The organism is Hymenobacter puniceus (assembly GCF_014333525.1).
Classification (GTDB): Bacteria; Bacteroidota; Bacteroidia; order Cytophagales; family Hymenobacteraceae; genus Hymenobacter.
This window is the reverse complement of sequence record NZ_JACSCX010000001.1, coordinates 478,902-498,360: the sequence shown is the minus strand read 5'-3', so window position 1 is coordinate 498,360 and position 19,459 is coordinate 478,902. Positions and strand designations below refer to the sequence as shown.

Here is a 19,459-nt window from a genome sequence, read left to right as displayed (position 1 = left end):
GTGTAAACAGTTTAACGGCCTGTCCAGCCACCAGCGCCGTGGTCAGCATCAACGCCCGTCCAGCCACCGGCACCATGATCAGCATCGATGCCTGTCCAGCCGCCGGCGCCGTGGTCTGCGTCAACGCCCGTCCAGCCACCGGCACCGTGGTCAGCGCTGGTTGTCGTGGTTACCGGAGAATCGGAAAGAACAGTTCCAGTAGAGAAGTCGGTGGTGAAGCTCGAAAACTGGAGCAGAGCGAGGGCGATTAACTCTAACATGGCGCTTGGCGTTTGTGTGTTTCAAGTGATTGACTGACACAAAGGTGGGCGCTAGACAGAGCCACGTAAAGGACACTATTAACCTAAAAGTGATTGGTATAATAATTATAAATATTATTACTATTATGATAAAGGCTTCTTATAGAAGCCTGTTGCTTTGCTAACAGGAAGTCTAACCTCCGCTTGATTTGTGCTTAAATCACGTTAAAGTGTGACATTGAACGGTCAAAAAAAACATATTTTATCACTACAAATGTCCAACAAAGCGATGATGCCAGTAAAGGAAAAAATATGTTGTTTTGTGACAGTAATTTTAGAAACTGTTCGATCAGCAAAACAACGATAAGAGCCTGTTTAGGCTAATTTAGCAATGGATGAACTGACAAATCTGGCCCGTATTGTGACAGACAGGAAGCTAAAAGTGCTTCCATTACTTGACTTTACTGCTCGTCATTCATCTAACAAGGAGATGCAACTAGTGCAGCAATTGGTGGATGGGCTGCCAAAGTCCCAGCAACAGATTGTAAAAAATATATACGGCAAGACTGATCAAACCCGTTACGCAGCGTTTCGGAAACTTAAGTCGAGAGTGCAGCAGAAGCTGCTGAATCACTTGTATTTCCTTGATGAGACAGATCCACGGCACTTGGTGTCACGGCGCTACGAATATCAGGTCCTGAATCTTTATATGCAGGTAAGCATATTATACTCCGAAGGAGAGCTAAAGGCTGCGGAGTCATTAAGCAGAAAAGGCCAACGCCTGGCGCAACTCCACGAAATGACACAATACGTTGTGTTATTTGGGCAACTGCTACGGAATATATACGCCGATATCCGTATGCCAGCCCGCTACCAAGCCAATGGAGTGTTGCTGGAGAAGAGCAAGCATGTGCTGGCAATAGAGGAAGACGCAGCCCAGTTATATTGGGACGTGAAAAGCACTGTGGCGTACAATGTGCGCACCAGACGCTCAATTCTCGATAAAATAGATAGTGTGGTACAGCAGTTGGCGGAGTTTCACCGGGCTGCAGGCACATTTATAACCTTTCACTATCATTATCGGGTGCAACTTATTCAGCAGGAGTTGCTTGGCAATTACCAGCAGGTCATTCATATCACCGGAGCTACAGCCAAACTGCTGGAGCAGGGAAAAATCAATAACAAGCGTTTCGACAAGCGTTTTAACGCCTATATGAGTGTGTATGCACACTTTCGGAGCCGCAATATTGCGGCTGGCCTGCGGCTGGCAGAAGCGTATGCCAAGGAATTCCATCATTCCTCCGTCAACTGGCTGTACTACCTGGAAATCTATCTGCTTTTAGCAATTCATGCCGGGCAGTATGGCCAGGCGCTGGAACTATTGGCTACAGCGCTGAAAAATGTTCATTTCGATAAGCAGCAGGCCGTAGCCCAGCAACGTTGGGACTTGTATATGGCTTATCTGCAGTTTGTGCGGCCGGAGTTGTCGCCGGTACGGATGCGGAACTTCAACACATTTGTGCAGACAGTGCCCGACCATAGCCGCGACAAACAAGGCTACAATGTGGCAGTACTCATCCTGCAATTTCTGCACTTCCTACGTCAGCGTGATATTGAAAACATTCTGACCCGCCTGGAAAGCTTGCGGAAGTATCAGCAGCGGCATTTGCGCGAAACCGGCAATTTGCGCAGCCAACTGTTTTTCCGGCTGCTGGCTATTGCTGTAAAAGAAGAGTTCAACCCAATAGCCAGCCGCAAAAAGGGGGAGCCACTGCTGAAAAAGCTACAGGCCTCGCCACCACCCGGCGAGGCCTTTGCTGAGATTGAAATTGTCCCCTACGAAGAACTCTGGCAGATTACGCTGGAGATTCTGCAGGCAACGGCGCTTTATACTACCGAGCAGGACAGGCGGCTCGTGTAGCAGGTACCCTACTTAGGCGAGGTAGTTACTGGTTTCAGCGCCGAAACAACGTTCGGAGAGGTAGAAGTAGTGCCGGCAGCCACCAGTGCCTCATAGCGCTCAAACTGTAAGTCAGTCAGCAGGCCTTTCAGCTTTTCGGCGTACTCCTGCGCCACTACCCGCAACTTGTTCTGGCGCATAGTCGGGTCGTCGCCATACATGGTTGTGATCTGGCTTTCCTGCACCAGCCGGTCATAGGTCAGGTGGCGGACCCGTACCGAGCGGGCATCATCAAGGCCAATACGGTTGGCTAGCAAACGGGTGTTTTCCATGGCCTCAGCTCGTAGCCGCTCGGGCGCTTGCTGAGCCTGGGCAGAAAGTGACGCAGCACCAAGGCTGCCGGCTAATAAGAAGGTGAAGAAGCTTTTCATACAAGCACAGTCGGGAAAAAGAAACTGATTGAGCTGGCAAATAAAGCAACTCTTTATTAGATAAATGCAGGAATAGAAATATTTTATTGAAATATGATAGGATTAAGTAGGAGCTTCAAGAAAAAGCGTGCTGTAAGTTCGTCAAACAATGAAGTGGCCGCTAAACTAAGCACAAGGCATTATGGCTCGATAAGGATATTTACCGACCTAGTAACACAGTGACTATCGGGGCAGGTGTTGGGCCCATTTCCGCGCAGGGCCATACGCACCACGTAGTTGCCGGGCCGACGGAAGATGTGCTCTACACGACGGCCATTGGCGACTGAGCCATCCCGGAAATCCCAGAGCACCACCACATTCTCGCACAGCGGTAGTTGCGAGTCCAGCGCATCAAACGTGAGGCGCTGCCCTACACGGCCATTGGCAGGTGAGGTGCTAAAGTTGAGAACCATTTCCTGCGTGAAATCCACCGGAATAAGCTTTTCGGCGGCGCGTATCTCCCCGGTTTTCTCGTCTACTACATCTAGCTGCACTGTGTAGCGGCGGCGCTCGGTGTAGCAATGGGCTACGGTGGGGCCGCTTAGGGTGGTGCCGTCGCCCATGAGCCAACGGTAGCTGAGCGGACCCGCCGCAGAATCGACGGAGGCGCGGGCATCCAATTCTACGCATAGCGCTACCGTGCGCGCTGGTGGGCACTCGGCACTAATGGTGTCGCCGGCCATTTGGGCTCGGGCAGCTTGCGGCCGGAATGCCGCAAGGGTAATCAGAAAGATAAAAACGGAGAGGTGAGAAAGACGCATAACTGCCAGAGCCAATACAGTGGACGGCGGACGCTAAAATTTATTGAGCCGCTGAAATACGTCGCGCATATACGTCTGGCCAATAGGAATGTGCTTGCCATCCAATAGGATAGAGTTGTCTTCGATAGCCTGCACGCGCTTCAGGTTAACGATAAACGAGCGGTGCACCCGAACGAAAAGCGAAGCGGGAAACTTCTCTTCCACCGCTTTCATAGTGCTATATACAATGAGCTTGCTCTGGCCCGTCACCACATGCACGTAATCACCGAGGGCTTCCACATAGCGGACTTCATCAAATATCACCTTCACCAGCTTTGTATCTACCTTCATGAAGGTGAATTCTACTGTGTCGGTGGACGCAACAGGAGCTGGCTCCGAGTCTGTGCGCGTGGCAGCCAGCTCCAACGCGCGCTGCGAGGCTTTCAGAAAGCGAGCATAGCTGATGGGCTTCACCAAGTAGTCAACTACCACGTCATGCTCGAAGGCTTCGACGGCGTATTGCTGGCTGCTGGTGATGAGCACCACCATAGGCGGATTTTGCAGCGTGCGGAGCAGGTCGATGCCTGACATGAGGGGCATTTCTACGTCCAAGAACAGCAAATCAACGGGTTGGTTCCGCAGTACTTCGGCCGCCTGCACGGCACTGGTGCAGGAACCAGTTGAGGTTAGAAAGTTGGTGCTGGCAATGCAGTTTTCAACAATTTGGATGGAAAGTAAGTCGTCGTCGACTACCAGACAGCGGAGCGGGGAAGAGTGCGGCATATATTCAAAGGTAAACTATCCCCTTAAAAAACAACACTTTCTACTGATGGGTTTAGGTGGTTGAAGCACGAACTTTCAGCACGGAATATACAGCCGTGAGTTGCTGCTCAAGCGTACGGAGGCTGGAAGCCAAAAGGTCGGGGGGAGCATGCTGGCGAGCCTGCTGCTCTAGTTGTTCCAGCGTGGCGTGCAGCAGCGGCACCCCAAAGTAGGCTGCCTGCCCCTTAAGCTTGTGGGCAGTGCGGGCCAATGCATCAAAGTCTGTGTTGTGGAAAGCCATGGCCAGTTCCTGCTGCAGCCCCGGCGCCTGCGCCAGAAAAGTTTGAATGATCTGGCCGATAAACGCCTCATTGCCCCCGGCCAGCTCTTCTAATAGTGTCCAGTCGAGAAAAGCGGCGGAAGCAGCAGTGGAGGACGCTGTATCCTGCACAGGCGCGGGAGCGGCGGTGGTAGAACGACCAGTGTGCTGGGCCAGGCGGGCAAAAAGCACGGCGGGGTCAAAGGGTTTGGCCAGCGTATCGTTCATGCCGGCCTCTAAAGCCAGGGCCCGGTCTTCGGGAAGGGCCGAAGCCGTGAGGCCGATGATGGGGAACTGGTCGGCGTCCGGGAAATGCACACGCAGTTGCCGGGAAGCTTCGTAACCATCCATTTCCGGCATTTGCACATCCATCAGCACCGCGTCGAAGGAAGTGGCGGCCGCAGCCTCCACCGCCAAACGGCCGTTGGCGGCCATGGTTACCTGCACGTTCCAGGCTTCGAGGGTTTTGCGAGCCACCAGTTGGTTGAGCTCGTTGTCTTCGGCCACCAATACGCGCAGGGCCGGCTCAAAACGTCCTACTGCCAGGCTGGCTTCGGCGGGCACGGTGACTGGGTCGGCGACTTCGTAGGTTATGCTGAAATGGAAAGTGGAGCCCACGCCAACCGCACTGTTCACGCTCAACCGGCCACCGTGCAGCTCCACCAGGTTGCGAGCAATGCTCAACCCCAGGCCGGTGCCCCCAAACTGCCGGGTGGTGCTGGTATTGGCCTGGGAGAAGTCCTCAAAAATAGCATCCAGCTTGTCAGCTGGGATACCAATACCGGTATCCTGCACTGCAAAGTGCACCGTGGGCCGAGTTGGATCAATGGCCCCTTCCGGTACTGATGCGCGCAATGTGACCCCACCGGTGGTAGTAAATTTAATGGCATTGCCGACGAGGTTGACCAGCACTTGGTTGAGCCGCACTGAGTCGCCGAAGACGGCGGCTGGCACGCCGGGTCCGATTTCCAGCCGGAAGTAGAGCTGTTTGCTTTCGGTGACGAAGCGGAACATGCTGGCCACCCGCCGTAGTAGTTCGGGCAGCCGGAAAGCGGCGTGTTCCAGTGTCATCTTGCCGGCTTCTATTTTGGAGCTGTCCAGGATGTCGTTGATGATGACCAGCAGGTTCTGCGACGACGACTGCACAGCCTCCAGGTACTCGCTTTGCTCGCCGGTGAGCGGCGTCTGGCGCAGCAGATGGGAGAGGCCGATAACGGCGTTCATCGGGGTTCGAATCTCGTGGCTCATATTGGCCAGAAACTGCGCCTTGGCCTTGCGCGAGGCTTCGGCTACGTCGCGGGCCACGGTCAGCTCGGCGTTCATATCTTCGATATAGGCTTTCTGCTGGCGCAGCTCCTGGGTTCGTTCGCGCACAGTGGTTTCTAGCTGTAGCTTCTGCTGCCGCAGCACTGCCTCGCGCCCCCGCACAAACGCCCAGATGCCGGCCCCGGCCGCCAGCACGCTCAAGGCCGCAAACCACCACGTCTGCCAAAAGGGCGTGGCAATGCTGAAGGCCACCGTAGCCGGCGCACTCCACTGGCCCGTTTCGCCGCGCCGGGCTCGTACCTCGAACTCATAGGTGCCGGCATCCAGCTGGGCAAACTGCGCTTCAGTGGCTGTGGAGGGCTTGCTCCAGACCATATCGTAGCCATGCAGGCGGTACTGATACTGCAGGCTGGCCGGGCCGGCCAGCAAGCTCACGGCCCGAAACGCAAACCCCAGCCGGTGCCGGGTGGCGGACAACTGTCCCAACTGCTGCGGCACCTGGGCAGCGCCATCCACTTCGCTGCGCAGGATGGCCGGCGCCGGAACCGACAGACTGGGCAGCACGGGGTAGTTGGTGCGCACACATAGCAGGCCCGTACGGGTCTGAATCCAGATGCAGTAGTCATTCCAGGCGACGGTTGCCGCGGGCAGCAGTTCCCGGACCAGCGGGTTGTCGGGCAGGGCAACCGGCCGGAAGTGCTGCCGTGCGCCATCCAGAATGCTGAGGGAGTTGCGGTGCACGGCCAATACCTGCTCCGCCCGAAAATCGTGGCGGTAGCCGCCGTGGTAGCTGCTGCCCCAGCGCACGGGCAGCAGGGTGTAGCAATACGGCGAAAGCAGGCCTTCGGCCGGGCCATACGGGCGCAGCTTGCCTTTTTCGTAACAGAGTACGCTACTGCCTTCGGTGCCAATCCAGACCCGGCCGACATCATCGGTGAGCAACGCCGACACGTCGATAGCGCCGGTTCGAAAACGGAAGTAGTGGAACCGGCCCCGCTGCCAGAACGCCAGCCCCGTATCGTGGGTGCCCAGCCAGATGCGGCCCGCCGAGTCGGCGGCAAGAGCATAAATGGTGTTGTGCAAAAGGCCGTTGGCAGTGGTGAAATGCTCGGCGGCCTGCGTGGTGTCGGCCGGCAGGCGGTACACGCCATCCAGGGCGGTGCCCACCCATATGTCGCCGCCGGGATGTTGGGTCAGGGCCGTTACGGTCAGGGTGGAAGGCAGTCGGCGGACGCGCCGCATTGGCCGCTCGCCCGAGGGAATCGGCAGCTGCCATAGCCCGTGGCCCTGCGTGCCTGTCCACAGTATCTGCGGCGCCGGCTTGGGGTACCGGCCATCGAATACTGGGTTGGCGCGCTCGGAAGGCGTGCGCAGCACCACGCTGGGCGCGTAGGGCAGCAGCCGGAGCGGGTAGGTAATCAGTGGCGACGGCCGGCTGGCAGTGGGGTTCAGCGTGAAGTATTGGCCAGCAGCAGAAATGCCCGCCGCACGCCCGCCTTCCAGTAATGCCAGCGGGGTAGTCGGGGATGGGGCCGGGGTTGGATGAAAGCTGATGTGGCGGTCAGCCCAGCGCCATAGCCCCTGGCCGGCCGTGCCAATCCAGACCGTTTGTTCTCGGTCGGTGAGTTGGCACTGGAGCCCGGTGCCGGGTGGCAGCACCTGCTGCAGGTCAGGCAGGCGACTGGCGGGGTTTGGCGGCGAGTTGAAGGAATTTCGGACAGTGTCAGGAGCCGGAATGCCGGGGGTAGTGCGCAACGCTTTGGGCCGCGCCACGCCGGCCGCTACTGCCTGAAACCGCTGCCCATTCCAGCGAGAAGCACCGCCCTGGTAGTGCGCGGCCCATAGCTGGCCGGTGCGGGGCTGCACATAGAGCTGGGTCACAAAGTCCTCGGCCAGCCCGTCTTTGGTGGTGTAAGTCTTAAACTCCGTGCCGTCGTAGCGCACGAGGCCCTCGGCGGTACCAATCCAGAGGTAGCCCTGCCGGTCCTGCGCGAGGGCGTAGATGAACGGCTGCGGCAACCCCTCGGCCGGGCCAAATTGTTTTAAAAAGTACCGCCCTTGCACCGGCTGCGCCTGACTGCGTGTCGCGCTCAGCAGCATAAGCGTCAATACCAGCCCCAAACGAAACAGCAAAAGAAACGGGCGCAACACAGGCAGCTGGCAGAAAAAATAGACAATGGGAACTGAAGCGGCTGGCAAGGTAGCGGCTTGCAGGCAGCCATCCGCGCCGCTACGGGCAACTACACCAGTTTCTCGTTGAATCCGTGGCTGGAGCAGTTGACATCATTTTCTTTCAACGAAAAACCTGCCCCGCCAACCCATAAAAACGGCTGGCGGGGCAGGCTTCAGTGGCAAGCAGTATTACTTGCCGATGACCTTGAACTCGGTGCGGCGGTTTTGCTGGCGGCCGGCTTTGGTGGTGTTTGAAGCCACCGGCTGGGTGTCGCCGTAGCCGGCGAAGGTGAGGCGGTCTTTGGTTACGCCTTTGGCCACGAGGTAGTCCACTACGGCCTTGGCGCGGCGCTGGCTCAGGTCCTTGTTGTAGGCGGCGTTGCCCACGTTGTCGGTGTGGCCCGATATTTCCAGGCGCAGGGCCGGCGTTTCGGTGAGCAGTTTCTGCAGACGCTCCAGCTCGCCCGTGCTTTCCTTGCGCAGCGTGGCCTTGTCGAAATCAAAGAAGATGTTGTTGAGCACCACCTTCACGCCCACGTCCAGCTTGCGGAGCTGGATGTCCTTCACTACCTCCGAATAGGCTGCGCCGGCCGGCAGATCGAAGTTTTCGGAGTGGAACAGGTAGCCGTCCTGCCGCACCACAATACCGTAGTTCACACCCGACGGCAAACTCACGAGGTAGCGGCCCGACTGCGCATTGGCCTTAAATGAGGCAATGTTTTCGTTGCGCGAGTTGTCGATAACATCGATGGTAGCTTCCAGCGGCTGCTTACTGACGGCGTCGGTGATGGTACCTTTCAGGATGGTGACCTGAGCCGTGGCCACGGGCACAGCCGGGGCCAACTGGGTTTCCTTCACGGGCTGCACGCGGGAGGCCAGCAGCTGGTCTTCCTGGCTGAGCGCCGGCGCCTTCTCTGCCCCCAGAAACGTAATCTGGTAGATGTCCTTGGAGCCCAGGCCGTCGTCGCGGAACGACGAGTAGTAGCCGTGCCGGCCCGAGGCGGAAATCACAAAGAACACGTCATCATCGGGGGTGTTGATGGGCCAGCCCAGATTTTCGGGCGTGCTCCATTTGCCGTTTTCGTAGGTGGACTTGAAGATGTCGTAGCCGCCCATGGAGTTGTGGCCTTCGCTGGAAAAATACATGGTTTTGCCATCGGGATGCAGAAACACGCCTTCCTCGCCGTAGGGCGTGTTGATGGCCGGGCCAAGGTTGACGGCCGGGCCGCGCCCCTCTATTTCCACCTTGTAGATGTCGCGCCCACCCAGTCCGCCCGGCTTGTCGCTCACGAACAACAAACTGCGCCCATCCGGCGTGTAGGCCGCCGACGACTCATGCGCCTTGCTGTTGATGCGTGAGCCCAGCTGCTTGGGCTTACTCCATTCGGTGCCGCGCAGGTTGCTTTCGTGCAGGTCGCCACCGTTGTCTTCCATGTACACCAGCAAACGCTGGGCGTCGGGCGCGAGGCCCACGGTGGCGTCGTGGCCGGCGGTATTCACGGTTTCGCCGAGGCTGCGGGCGGGGCCCCAGGCATCGGCGGTGCGGGCGCTTTGGTACACGTCCTCGAAGAAGCCGCCCGACTCAGGGTCTTTCTCGCCGCCGGTGGAGGTAGAGCGGCGCGAGGTAAACAGCATCACCGACTCGTCGGCCGAAATAACCGGGCCGTAGTCGGGATAGGGCGAGTTCACGCCCGGCCCGGCGTTGTCCACGAACACACGAATGGGCTTGGCTTCCAGTAGCCGGCCGTTTTCACACTCCTTGATTTTCTTCTGGATATCTTGGGTGAAGCCGGCCGTGTTTTTGGCGCCGGTGGCGGGCGTGGCCTGTTTGTACTCGGCAATGGCTGCCTGCCACTTGCCGTTCAGGTGCAGCCCGCGGCCCAGCAGGTAGTGGATGCGCGGATCAACGCCGGAGTTGAGCTGGTAAGCCTTCTGCAGATACGCCAGCGCCCGCGGCTTAAACCCCGAATGCAGGTAGCAGTCCCCGATTTTTAGGTTGAGTTCAGCGTTTTCGGCGTTGAGCTTCTGGGCTTCCAGGTAGTACGGCAGGGCCTGCTCGTAGCGGGGCGGGTCGGCCAGGTACCACTCGTCGCCGAGCTTGAGGGCCTTGAGCGCCGTCCTCAACCCGTCCTTGTCGTTGTTGAACCGGTCTTTGCTGAACTCCACACTTTGAGCCTGTGCAACCGAAGACAGCAGGAGCAGGGCGAGTAGGTATTTATACATGAGGATATGAAGCTATTGGGAGGGCGTCATGCTTGATCTGGCGTCCGCTTGGCGAAGCATCTCTACTGCTGGCTAATCAACTTTGACAACGAAGCGGTAGAGATGCTTCGCCAAGCGGACGCCAGATCAAGCATGACGTTCTTTTATCGTCTGAAAGCACGCACCTACTCGCCGCAGCCGGAGTTGGCGGCGTAGCTGGTGCCAATTTCCAGGCCCAGTTCGGCGGCTTTGCGCCAGTCCTGGCAGGCGCCGTCGGGGTTGCGCAGCATCTCGCGGGCGTGGCCGCGGTTGAGGTAGGCCTCGGCGTACTGTGGGTTGAGGGCAATGGCTTTGCTGGCGTCGGCTTCGGCCTTTTTGTAGTCTTCCTGCTTGAGGTAAGCGGCGGCGCGGTTGTTCCACGCAAAGGCGTAGGACCCGTCCAGCGCAATGGCGCGCCCAAAATCCTCGGCGGCACCCTTATAGTCGGCCGCCTCGAAGCGGGCGGCGCCGCGGTTGGTGTAGGCCACCGGGTTGTCCTGCTTTTTCTGCAGATACTGTGTGTAGTCAGCTAGGGCGCCTTTCAGGTCGCCGGCGCGGCGCTTGGTGCCGGCGCGGTTCAGCAGGGCCGGCAGCAGCTCGGGCTGTAGCGTGAGGGCGCGCGTGTAGTCCTGGATGGCGGCTGGGTACTCCTGCAGCTGGCGCTCGGCGCTGGCGCGGTCGTGCCAGGCGTAGGCGTAGGTGGGGTCAGCCTTGGTGGCCTGCTCGAAATCGGCTTTGGCAGCTTTGTAGTCGCCTTTCTCGAAACGCAACGCACCGCGGTAATACCAGGCCGGCGCGTAGGCCGGGTTGGTTTCCACAGCTTTGGAGTAGTCCTGCTCGGCCTCGGTGGGCTGCTTCAGCGCCTCCCGGGCCTGGCCGCGCCCGAAGTAGGCAGTGCCGCTGGCCGGGTCCAGCTTGAGGGCCGCATCGTAGTCCTGCACGGCCGGCTGATATTCCTGCAGCTCGTAGCGGACGGCGGCGCGGTTGTAGTAGGCCTTGGCAAAGTCGGGTTTGGCCGCCAGCGCCCGGTCGAAATCCTGCAGGGCGGCGCGGTAGCTTTTCTGGTTGAACTTGGCCACGCCACTGTTATAGAGCTTTTCGGCCTGCTGGGCTGGCGGCAGGGTAGAGGCGCGCACGGTATCTACCTGGGCTGTAGCCGCCAAGCACAGCAGGCTGCCGGCAGCTGTCAGAAGTATCAGTTTTAACATAGCATCCGGCCGTTTAGCATCGGCTGGATAAATGTAATTTTAATTGCGCAAACCACGTAAATAGCCTGCTGATTTTGTTTTGTAGTAGAACTATGGCAAGAACAAGTAGCAGCACTGGCCTGACAGGCTAGGCGGCCAACTGCGTCCGGACCAGCTGCTCCCACTCGGCTCGAACATTGCCCGCAAACATCGGCCGGCCGGCCCGACGGTACCAGTAAGCCGCGTTGCCGGTGTCGCCTTCTTGGCGGTGCAGCAGCGCGTGTAGCCAGTCGAACAGCGGTTCGCCTTCATGCTGCTGCGCAATGTCGTGGGCGCGGCCCCACTCGTCGCGGCCGGCGTACCACAGTGCCTGCAGCAGGGGCGGCAGGCTGGCCGGGGCTTCGTGGTGGGTGAGGGAGGCAGAAAAGGCGGCGTAATTCATAGGTAGTGAAGCAGAATGGAAGTAATAGGTGCAGCAACCACGACAGCAAACGCCGTCCATTTGAGAAACCTCTTGGGGCGCATTTTGGTTGAATACGCCAGCCACTGAAAGGCCGCCGTTTATTGCGTAATTTTGCAGCGGTGGTGGCCGTTGGTCGCCCGTCATTTTTCCCTCAACGCCTAGCTTTTACCTATGGCTACGTACCCCGAATACATGGTTGCCCCCATCCGTCAGGACCTCACCGAGGCTGGCTTCGAGCAACTGATGACCCCCGAAGAAGTGGACGCCGTCCTCAACGAGCAGAGCGGCACCGTGCTGGTCGCCGTCAACTCGGTGTGCGGCTGTGCGGCTTCCAAAGCCCGCCCGGCCCTGAAAATGGCTGTTTCCAGCTCCGATAAGAAGCCTGCTAAACTCGTGACCGTGTTTGCCGGCATGGAAACCGAAGCCGTAGCCAAAGTGCGGGAGCATCTGCTGCCGTATCCGCCCAGCAGCCCCAGCATTGCTTTGTTCAAGGACGGCGAGCTGGTGCATATGATTGAGCGTTACCACATCGAAGGCAACGACCTGATGCGCATCGTTAACAACCTGCAGGGCGCTTTCGAAGAGCACTGCTAATCACGGATTTTTTCGGATTAGACGGATTAATCGGATTTTGTGGACGATTGCCGTTCGCCTAGAAAACAAAAGAGGCTTGCCAGTTGGCAAGCCTCTTTTGTTTTCTACTGATCAAATTCTACTGATCAAAAAAGTAGATTAGAACCGACTACGAAATCCGATTAATCCGTCTAATCCGAAAAAATCCGTGATTCTAGTTCGCTACTTCGCTCAGGAACTTGATGCGCATCAGCCGCAGATCCTCCTCGGTGTATTCGTCGGAGCCCAGCTCTTTCAGGGCCACCGCAATGTTGTCGGTGCTGGCCGACATGAAGTAGTCGTAGATTTCATCCTGACGCTCATGGTCCAATACCCCGTCGATATAATAGTCGAGGTTGAGCTTGGTGCCGGAGTAGCAGATGTGCTCGATTTCCTCCATCAGCTCGCGCATGTCGATGCCTTTTGAGGAAGCAATTTCCTCTAGGTCCATCTTCTTGTCGATCTGCTGAATGATGTAAATCTTGATCTTAGACTTGTTGACGGCCGACTTCACCACCACGTCAGTGGCGGTTTCGATGTCATTGTCTTCAACATATTTCTTGATCAAGGCCAGGAACGGCGCGCCGAATTTGGTGGCCTTGCCCTGCCCGACGCCGCCCACGTGGGCGAGGTCGTCCATCTTGAGCGGGAAGGTGGTGGCCATTTCCTTCAAGCTTGGGTCCTGGAAAAGCACGTACGGCGGCAGGTTTTTCTCCTTGGCCATCTTCTTGCGCAAGTCCTTGAGCATCTGGAACAATGCCTCGTCGTGGCCGGCGGCCTGCTGCACCTCTTCCTGTTCCAGCTCCTCCTTCACCTCCTCGTCGTAGTCGTGGTCTTTGGTGAGCTTGATCGAATGGGGATTGTCGATGAATTCCATACCCTTGTCGGTGATTTTTACAACGCCAAAGCTTTCAATATCCTTCTCCAATAAACCAAAAATCAGGCACTGGCGCAGCAGCGAGTGCCAGAACTGGGCATCGTGATGCTTGCCCTGCCCATAGATGGGCAGGCCGTTGTGGCCGTAGCTCTCCACGTGCGCACTGTTCATGCCCATCAGTACGGTACCGATGTGGTCGAGGCCGAACCGCTGCTCGGTTTGTACTACAGCTTTCAGCGCCATAGCCACTTCATCTTTCGCCTCAAATTTTTCCTTAGGGTGCTTGCAGTTGTCGCAGAAGCCGCAATCCTTTGGGTACGTTTCGCCAAAGTAATGCAGCAGCTGCTTGCGGCGGCACACGGCCGAGTCGGCGTAGTTGGCCATTTCCTGGAGCAGCAGCTTGCTGTTGTCGCGCTCCGTCACGGGCTTGTCCTTGTTGAACTTCTCCAGCTTTACGATGTCGTCGTAGCTGTAGAACATCAGACAATCGCCGTCCAGCCCGTCGCGGCCACCGCGGCCGGTTTCCTGGTAGTAGCCCTCAATGCTTTTGGGCGTATCGTAGTGAATAACGAAGCGCACGTCCGGCTTGTCGATGCCCATGCCGAAGGCAATGGTGGCTACAATGACATCAGCATCTTCGTTGAGAAAGGCATCCTGGTTGGCCATGCGCACGTGCGGATCGAGGCCGGCGTGGTAGGGCAGGGCTCGCACGTCGTTGACCTTTAGCAGCTCGGCAATTTCCTCCACTTTCTTGCGGCTCAGGCAGTAAATAATGCCGCCCAGGCCTTTGCGCTGCTTCACGTACTGAATTAGCTGCTTTTTGGTGTTATGCTTGGGCCGCACCTCATAGTAGAGGTTGGTGCGGTTGAAGCTGGTCTTGAACACCGAGGCGTCGTCCATCTGCAGGTTTTTCTGGATATCCAGCTGCACTTTGGGCGTGGCCGTAGCCGTGAGGGCAATGATAGGCACCTGCCCGATGTTGTCGATGATGCCCCGGATGCGGCGGTACTCCGGACGGAAGTCGTGGCCCCACTCCGAGATGCAGTGCGCCTCGTCGATGGCTACAAATGAAATGGTGGCTTTCTGCAGAAACTCGATGGTTTCTTCTTTGGTGAGGCTTTCGGGCGCCACATACAGCAGCTTCACCTCACCGCTAATCACGTCCTTCTTCACCCGGTTCATCTCTGCCTTGGTGAGTGTGGAGTTCAGAAATTGAGCATTGACGCCGAAAGCGTTGAGCTGGTCGACCTGGTTTTTCATCAGGGCGATGAGCGGCGAAATAACGATGGCCGTACCGGGCAGCACCAGCGCGGGCAGCTGATAGCAAAGGCTTTTACCAGCGCCGGTGGGCATAATCACGAAGGTGTTGTGGCCTTCGATGACGTTCTGGATAATGGCTTCCTGCGTACCACGGAACTGCCCGTACCCGAAAACTTCCTTTAATTTGCCCTTCAAATCAGGTGTTGTACTGACTGCGGTATTCACGGCTGGCATCGGCATCCTCACTTACTCGGTTGGGAAATTCAGACAGGTCTTCGACGCCTAGCGCGGGTTGCCTATCTCAATCTAAGTATTTTTGAAGTATTCGGTAATGGGTAGCGGCTAAAAAGACAAAACCTTATTCGGCTGGTAGCCCTCCACACGCAATACCTAATCAAATTTAGATTGAAAGCACAGAACGAGCTTCATTCCATCGCAAAAAATGTGCTTCTGCAGGAAGCAGAAGCCATCCGGGGCGTGATAGACGCTATTGCGCTGACGCCGGATTTTGCACTTTGCGTAGAGGCGATTTTGTCTTTGCGGGGCCGGGTCGTGGTGACTGGTATTGGCAAAAGCGCCCACATTGCCGGCAAAATAGTGGCTACGCTGAACTCCACAGGCACTCCGGCGCTATTTATGCACGCCGCCGACGCCATCCACGGCGACCTGGGCATGATTCAGGCCGATGACTTCGTGGTAGCCATCAGCAAAAGCGGCGACACGCCCGAAATAAAAGTGCTGGTGCCGCTGCTCAAGCGCAAAGGCGTGACGCTGGCGGCCCTCGTCAGCAACGCCGACTCCTACCTGGCGCAGCAGGCGACCTACGTGCTACATGCTCCCGTCACGCGCGAGGCCTGCCCCCACAACCTGGCGCCTACCACCAGCACCACTGCCGCGCTGGCCCTCGGCGATGCGCTGGCCGTGTGCTTGCTGGAAAGCCGCGACTTCACTCGCCAGGACTTCGCCCGCCTGCATCCTGGCGGTACGCTTGGCAAGCAGCTCTACCTGAAAGTAGGCGACCTAAGCCGCCAGAACCAGCAGCCCCAGGTGCAGGACGACGCGCCACTAAAAGACATTATTCTGGAAATCTCCGGCAAGCGCCTCGGTGCCACCGCCGTGCTTAGCGAAGCTGGCGAGCTGCAGGGTATCATCACCGACGGCGACCTACGCCGCATGCTCAGCTCGTTTGCCGGCCGCCTGGAAGACGTGCGGGCCCGCGACATTCTCACGCCCAAGCCCATGAGCGTCGATGTCGATGATTTTGCGGTGGAGGCCCTGGCCCGTATGCAGCAGCGCAACATTACGCAGCTTATCGTTACGGAGCAGGGCCGGTTCAGCGGTTTCATTCATCTGCACGACCTGCTGCGTGAGGGATTGGTGTAGCTGGTTTGCTACCAGGTTGCTTTTTCATCTGCTTGACCTGGATTGCAGCTGCTTGGTCGCCACTGATACATATATCAGCAAAATTGAATAAACTGTAATCCTCTTACCTTACTCCAGTTCTGAAACCGATGAAACCAAATACGTACCTCGTAGTAATGGCAGGCGGAATTGGCAGTCGCTTCTGGCCATTCAGCCGCACCCACTTACCCAAACAGTTTCACGATGTGATGGGTGTCGGGCGCTCTATGCTGCAGCTGACGGTAGAGCGTTTTCAAGGAATCTGCCCGCCCGAAAATGTGTTCGTCGTCACGAACAAAGACTACATGGAGCTGGTGCATCAGCATCTGCCCGAACTGCCCGCCGATCAGATTCTGGGTGAGCCTATTGGCCGCAACACGGCTCCCTGCATTGCCTACGCCAGCTACCGCATCGCGCAGCGCGACCCCAAGGCAGTGATTGTGGTGACACCCGCCGACCACGCCGTATTACGGGAGATGGAGTTCCAGCGAATTATCAACCAAGCTGTTGAGGCAGCCAGTACCAACGATATCCTCATAACGCTCGGCATCCAGCCTTCCCGGCCTGACACTGGCTACGGCTACATTCAATATCTGGATGAAGGCGGCGTAGATGGGCTGCCTACGGGCTTGAAAAAGGTGAAAACCTTTACCGAGAAGCCTAATCTGGAGCTGGCCCAGATGTTCCTGAACAGTGGAGACTTTCTTTGGAATTCGGGCCTGTTTGTGTGGCGCGCCGATGCCATTATCCACGCCTTCCACCAGTATCTGGGCGACATTGCCGAGGTATTCGATGAAGGTATTACGCAATTGGGTACCCCAGCTGAAGGTGAGTTCATTGCCGCCGCCTACACCCGTTGCCGTAATATCAGCATCGATTACGGGGTGATGGAAAAGGCCGACAACGTGTATGTGCTGCCCGCCGACTTCGGCTGGAGCGACCTGGGTACCTGGGACTCGCTGCACCGCATGGGCCACCACGATGCCGACAACAACGTGGTAGACGGCGACGCTCTGCTGTATGATACCCGAGAGTGCGTCATCAAGACACCCGCCGAGCGCCTCGTGGTGGTGCAGGGGCTGGATGGCTACATCATTGCTGAATACGACAACGTACTGCTGATCTGCAAGCGCACGGAAGAACAGCGCGTGAAGGACTTTGTGGCGGATGTGAAAGCCAAGAAAGGTTTGGGCTACAACTAACAATTACCAAGAAGCATATAAAAAAGGCCAGCCGGCATTCCCAATTGGGAGTGCCGGCCGGCCTTTTTTGTATGCTTAGATCTTATGATTTGCTTGCTGTCAGGCGCTGGCGCAGTACCTCAAACAGCATGATGCCGCTGGCTACCGACACGTTAAGCGAACCAATCTGGCCGGTCATTGGGATGCGGAGGCGGTGGTCGGCGAGCTGCAGGTACTCGGGGCTGATGCCGTCTTCCTCGCTGCCCATAAGCACGGCTACTGGGCCGGTCATGTCAACGGTGGCAGCTTCCAGACTGGCATCGGACTTTTCGGTGCAGGCCACAATCTGCACGCCGGACTGGCGCAGGAAATTGAGGCTGTCGCGCAGGTTGGCTTCGCGACACACCGGAATCAGGTTCAGGGCCCCAGCAGAGGTTTTCACGGCGTCGCCGTTGATCTGGGCGGCGCCGCGAGCGGGTACCACAATGGCGTGCACGCCCATACACTCGGCATTGCGGGCAATGGCGCCGAAATTACGCACGTCGGTCACCCGGTCCAGAATCAGCAGGAAAGGTACTTTGCCTTCCTCGTAGAGGCCCGCTAGAATGCTGTCCAGCGGCATGTAGTCGATGGGCGAAACGAAGGCTACCGCGCCCTGGTGGTTTTTGCGCGTCAGGCCGTCCAGCTTCTCAGTGGGCACCATAGAAACGGGCGTGCCCCGCTCACGCGCCAGGTCGTTGATTTCCTGAGTGATGCTATTCTTGGTGCCACGCAGCAGGAAAATCTTTTCCAGGGTCCGGCCGGCGTGTAGTGCTTCCAGGATGGGGCGCAAACCAAACAGCATGTCGATGTTGTGGTCGGCAGCCGGGCGATGCGAGTAGAACGGCTTGTCGCCACCGCCGGAAGGGCGGCCGCCGTTGCTGCGGGGCCCGTCGAAGCGCTGGCCGCCGCGGTTGTCCGGCCGGTTTTCGGAACGGTTGTCGTCACGGCCTTCCGGGCGGGCGTCGGGGCGGCGGTAGCCACCGGGGGCTTCGCTGTCGGCACCGAAGTCGCGACGCGGAGTGCGCGGCACGGGGCGGTTTTCCGAGTCAAAAAATGTGCGGCGCGGTTTTAGCGGCCGGGGGCGGTCGTCGTTGCTTTTCTCCATTGCTCCACGGCGGCGTACCAGAGACGTTCTTGCTCGGGGTGGCGCACCAGTTCATAGTGTTCAGGGGCAAAGGTACTCGGTTTGGGCCGGAACGTGTACGTGGCCGACGAGCCGTTGTCGGAACCGTGGTAAACCCAGCGCTCCTCCTGTGCGGTGCGGTATACGGCATCGGGGGCGCCCAGCACTACGTAGAGCATGCCCCGGTCGGTCATCCAGCCGGCTTTGTGGGCGGCAAACAGCTCATTGGCCACAGCAGCTCGCCCGTAATACGTCCGAATAGCCTGCCGGGCCAGCGTCTGCTGGCCGGCTGCGGCCGCCAGCCAGAATTCATCTACGGCCCGCTTGGGGTTGGAGGCGGCGTAGAGTTTCGCTCGCTCAGTGGAGGTAGTCAGGTAAATCAGCGGCTGAATGAGGGCGTCGGCAGAGGTGAGATTAGGGTAGTCGCTGTCCGCGACCAACAACCCCAGCGTGCTGGGCTCGCCGGGCAGCCGCAGCGTGTAGAGGCCGGGCTCCGGCAATGCTAGCGCGGCCCCGGCGCGGGCAAACAGCGAATCCAGCACTGTGAGCCGAGGTGGGGCTGCCGACTGCCGGGCCGGATCAGCATGCGGGGGCAGGGCTGCCACAAACGGACTGGCGTAGCGGCGCAAGCTTACGGGTTGGTCGGGGCCGTAGCGGTCCACAAAAAACGGTTCGCCGGCCCGTACCATAGCCCGCAACAACGGTGCTCCCAGGCTGTCGGTGAGTACGAAGGGGCGCGCTAGCCGGGCGGGCGTGAGAGTCAGCCAGGCCGCGTCGCCGGAAGCTGCATCGGCTGCAGAGCCACTGGCCACGCTGAGCACCGTGCCGGGTTGCAGCCGGGCTATCGGCAAGCAAAACTCGACGCGGGCCCCTTCGCCATCGGGCCGGATACGGCGAGCCACGCGGCGCACAGTATCGGTCCAGATAGGGCGTTTGGCGTCATAGGAAGCCCAGGCCATCACGCGCAGCGGCTGGCGCTGGCGGAGTACGTTGGCATCTGAAAAGAGCAGATAGACGCGCAGACTGTCGCCTTCCCGGCGCGAGTCTGCCAGCATTTGCCGGTTGGGGCGGTACTGCCCGGCAAAGTCGCGGCGTTGGGCTTGGGCCAACAAACTCAGCAGCAGGCAGCAGTTCAGCAAAACCAAACGAACAGGAAGGCGCATAGGCATGGGATAAGGAATAAAAGTAAGTACGTATTGCAACT

The 19,459-nt window shown here is 58.3% G+C and carries 15 protein-coding genes; 4 read left to right on the top strand and 11 right to left on the bottom strand.

What is annotated here, in order from left to right:
* Positions 1-11: 11 nt before the first annotated feature.
* On the bottom strand, positions 12-260 hold the full coding sequence (locus H8B14_RS02030; RefSeq protein WP_187313959.1) for a hypothetical protein: 249 nt from the start codon (positions 258-260) through the stop codon (positions 12-14).
* 370 nt (positions 261-630) lie between these two features.
* Here H8B14_RS02030 and H8B14_RS02025 point away from each other — a divergent pair, with 370 nt between their 5' ends.
* Positions 631-2,160, top strand: a complete 1,530-nt coding sequence (locus H8B14_RS02025) for a hypothetical protein (protein ID WP_187313958.1) — start codon at positions 631-633, stop codon at positions 2,158-2,160.
* 8 nt (positions 2,161-2,168) lie between these two features.
* On the opposite strand, the gene H8B14_RS02020 is transcribed toward H8B14_RS02025, so the two are convergent.
* From H8B14_RS02020 to H8B14_RS01990, 7 genes are all read right to left on the bottom strand, one after another.
* Positions 2,169-2,570 carry a hypothetical protein gene (locus tag H8B14_RS02020; protein WP_187313957.1) on the bottom strand — a complete coding sequence of 134 codons (402 nt, stop codon included), beginning with the start codon at positions 2,568-2,570 and terminating at the stop codon, positions 2,169-2,171.
* A 179-nt stretch (positions 2,571-2,749) separates the two neighbouring features.
* Positions 2,750-3,370 carry a PKD domain-containing protein gene (locus tag H8B14_RS02015; protein ID WP_187313956.1) on the bottom strand — a complete coding sequence of 207 codons (621 nt, stop codon included), beginning with the start codon at positions 3,368-3,370 and terminating at the stop codon, positions 2,750-2,752.
* A 33-nt stretch (positions 3,371-3,403) separates the two neighbouring features.
* Positions 3,404-4,132 (bottom strand): LytR/AlgR family response regulator transcription factor, encoded by a 729-nt coding sequence (locus tag H8B14_RS02010; protein ID WP_187313955.1) that lies wholly within the window; start codon positions 4,130-4,132, stop codon positions 3,404-3,406.
* A 52-nt stretch (positions 4,133-4,184) separates the two neighbouring features.
* Entirely contained in the window at positions 4,185-7,829 is a 3,645-nt protein-coding gene (locus tag H8B14_RS02005; protein ID WP_187313954.1) for a hybrid sensor histidine kinase/response regulator, read from the bottom strand.
* 228 nt (positions 7,830-8,057) lie between these two features.
* Positions 8,058-10,091, bottom strand: coding sequence for an OmpA family protein (locus H8B14_RS02000; protein ID WP_187313953.1), 2,034 nt, complete (start codon positions 10,089-10,091; stop codon positions 8,058-8,060).
* 164 nt (positions 10,092-10,255) lie between these two features.
* Positions 10,256-11,317, bottom strand: coding sequence for a tetratricopeptide repeat protein (locus H8B14_RS01995; protein WP_187313952.1), 1,062 nt, complete (start codon positions 11,315-11,317; stop codon positions 10,256-10,258).
* A 127-nt stretch (positions 11,318-11,444) separates the two neighbouring features.
* A complete protein-coding gene (locus H8B14_RS01990; RefSeq protein WP_187313951.1) occupies positions 11,445-11,738 on the bottom strand; it encodes a hypothetical protein in 294 nt (97 codons plus the stop codon).
* A gap of 192 nt (positions 11,739-11,930) precedes the next feature.
* On the opposite strand from H8B14_RS01990, the gene H8B14_RS01985 reads away from it, so the two are divergent.
* Positions 11,931-12,353, top strand: coding sequence for a BrxA/BrxB family bacilliredoxin (locus tag H8B14_RS01985; RefSeq protein ID WP_187313950.1), 423 nt, complete (start codon positions 11,931-11,933; stop codon positions 12,351-12,353).
* Between the two features lie 193 nt (positions 12,354-12,546).
* Here the strand turns inward: H8B14_RS01985 and recQ are convergent, their stop codons facing one another.
* Entirely contained in the window at positions 12,547-14,742 is a 2,196-nt protein-coding gene (recQ, locus tag H8B14_RS01980) for a DNA helicase RecQ (RefSeq protein WP_187313949.1), read from the bottom strand.
* Positions 14,743-14,913: 171 nt separating this feature from the next.
* On the opposite strand from recQ, the gene H8B14_RS01975 reads away from it, so the two are divergent.
* Both H8B14_RS01975 and H8B14_RS01970 read left to right on the top strand, forming a co-directional pair.
* Complete coding sequence (locus H8B14_RS01975; RefSeq protein WP_222840526.1) at positions 14,914-15,891, top strand: KpsF/GutQ family sugar-phosphate isomerase; 978 nt, start codon at positions 14,914-14,916, stop codon at positions 15,889-15,891.
* A 128-nt stretch (positions 15,892-16,019) separates the two neighbouring features.
* Complete coding sequence (locus H8B14_RS01970; protein ID WP_187313947.1) at positions 16,020-17,111, top strand: mannose-1-phosphate guanylyltransferase; 1,092 nt, start codon at positions 16,020-16,022, stop codon at positions 17,109-17,111.
* A gap of 82 nt (positions 17,112-17,193) precedes the next feature.
* Here the strand turns inward: H8B14_RS01970 and rlmB are convergent, their stop codons facing one another.
* The gene (gene rlmB, locus H8B14_RS01965) at positions 17,194-18,237 is read right to left on the bottom strand and encodes a 23S rRNA (guanosine(2251)-2'-O)-methyltransferase RlmB (RefSeq protein WP_187313946.1); all 1,044 of its coding nucleotides are present in this window, start codon (positions 18,235-18,237) and stop codon (positions 17,194-17,196) included.
* A complete protein-coding gene (locus H8B14_RS01960; protein WP_187313945.1) occupies positions 18,201-19,418 on the bottom strand; it encodes a GWxTD domain-containing protein in 1,218 nt (405 codons plus the stop codon). Before H8B14_RS01960 ends, rlmB begins: the two co-directional genes overlap by 37 nt.
* Between the last annotated feature and the right edge of the window lie 41 nt (positions 19,419-19,459).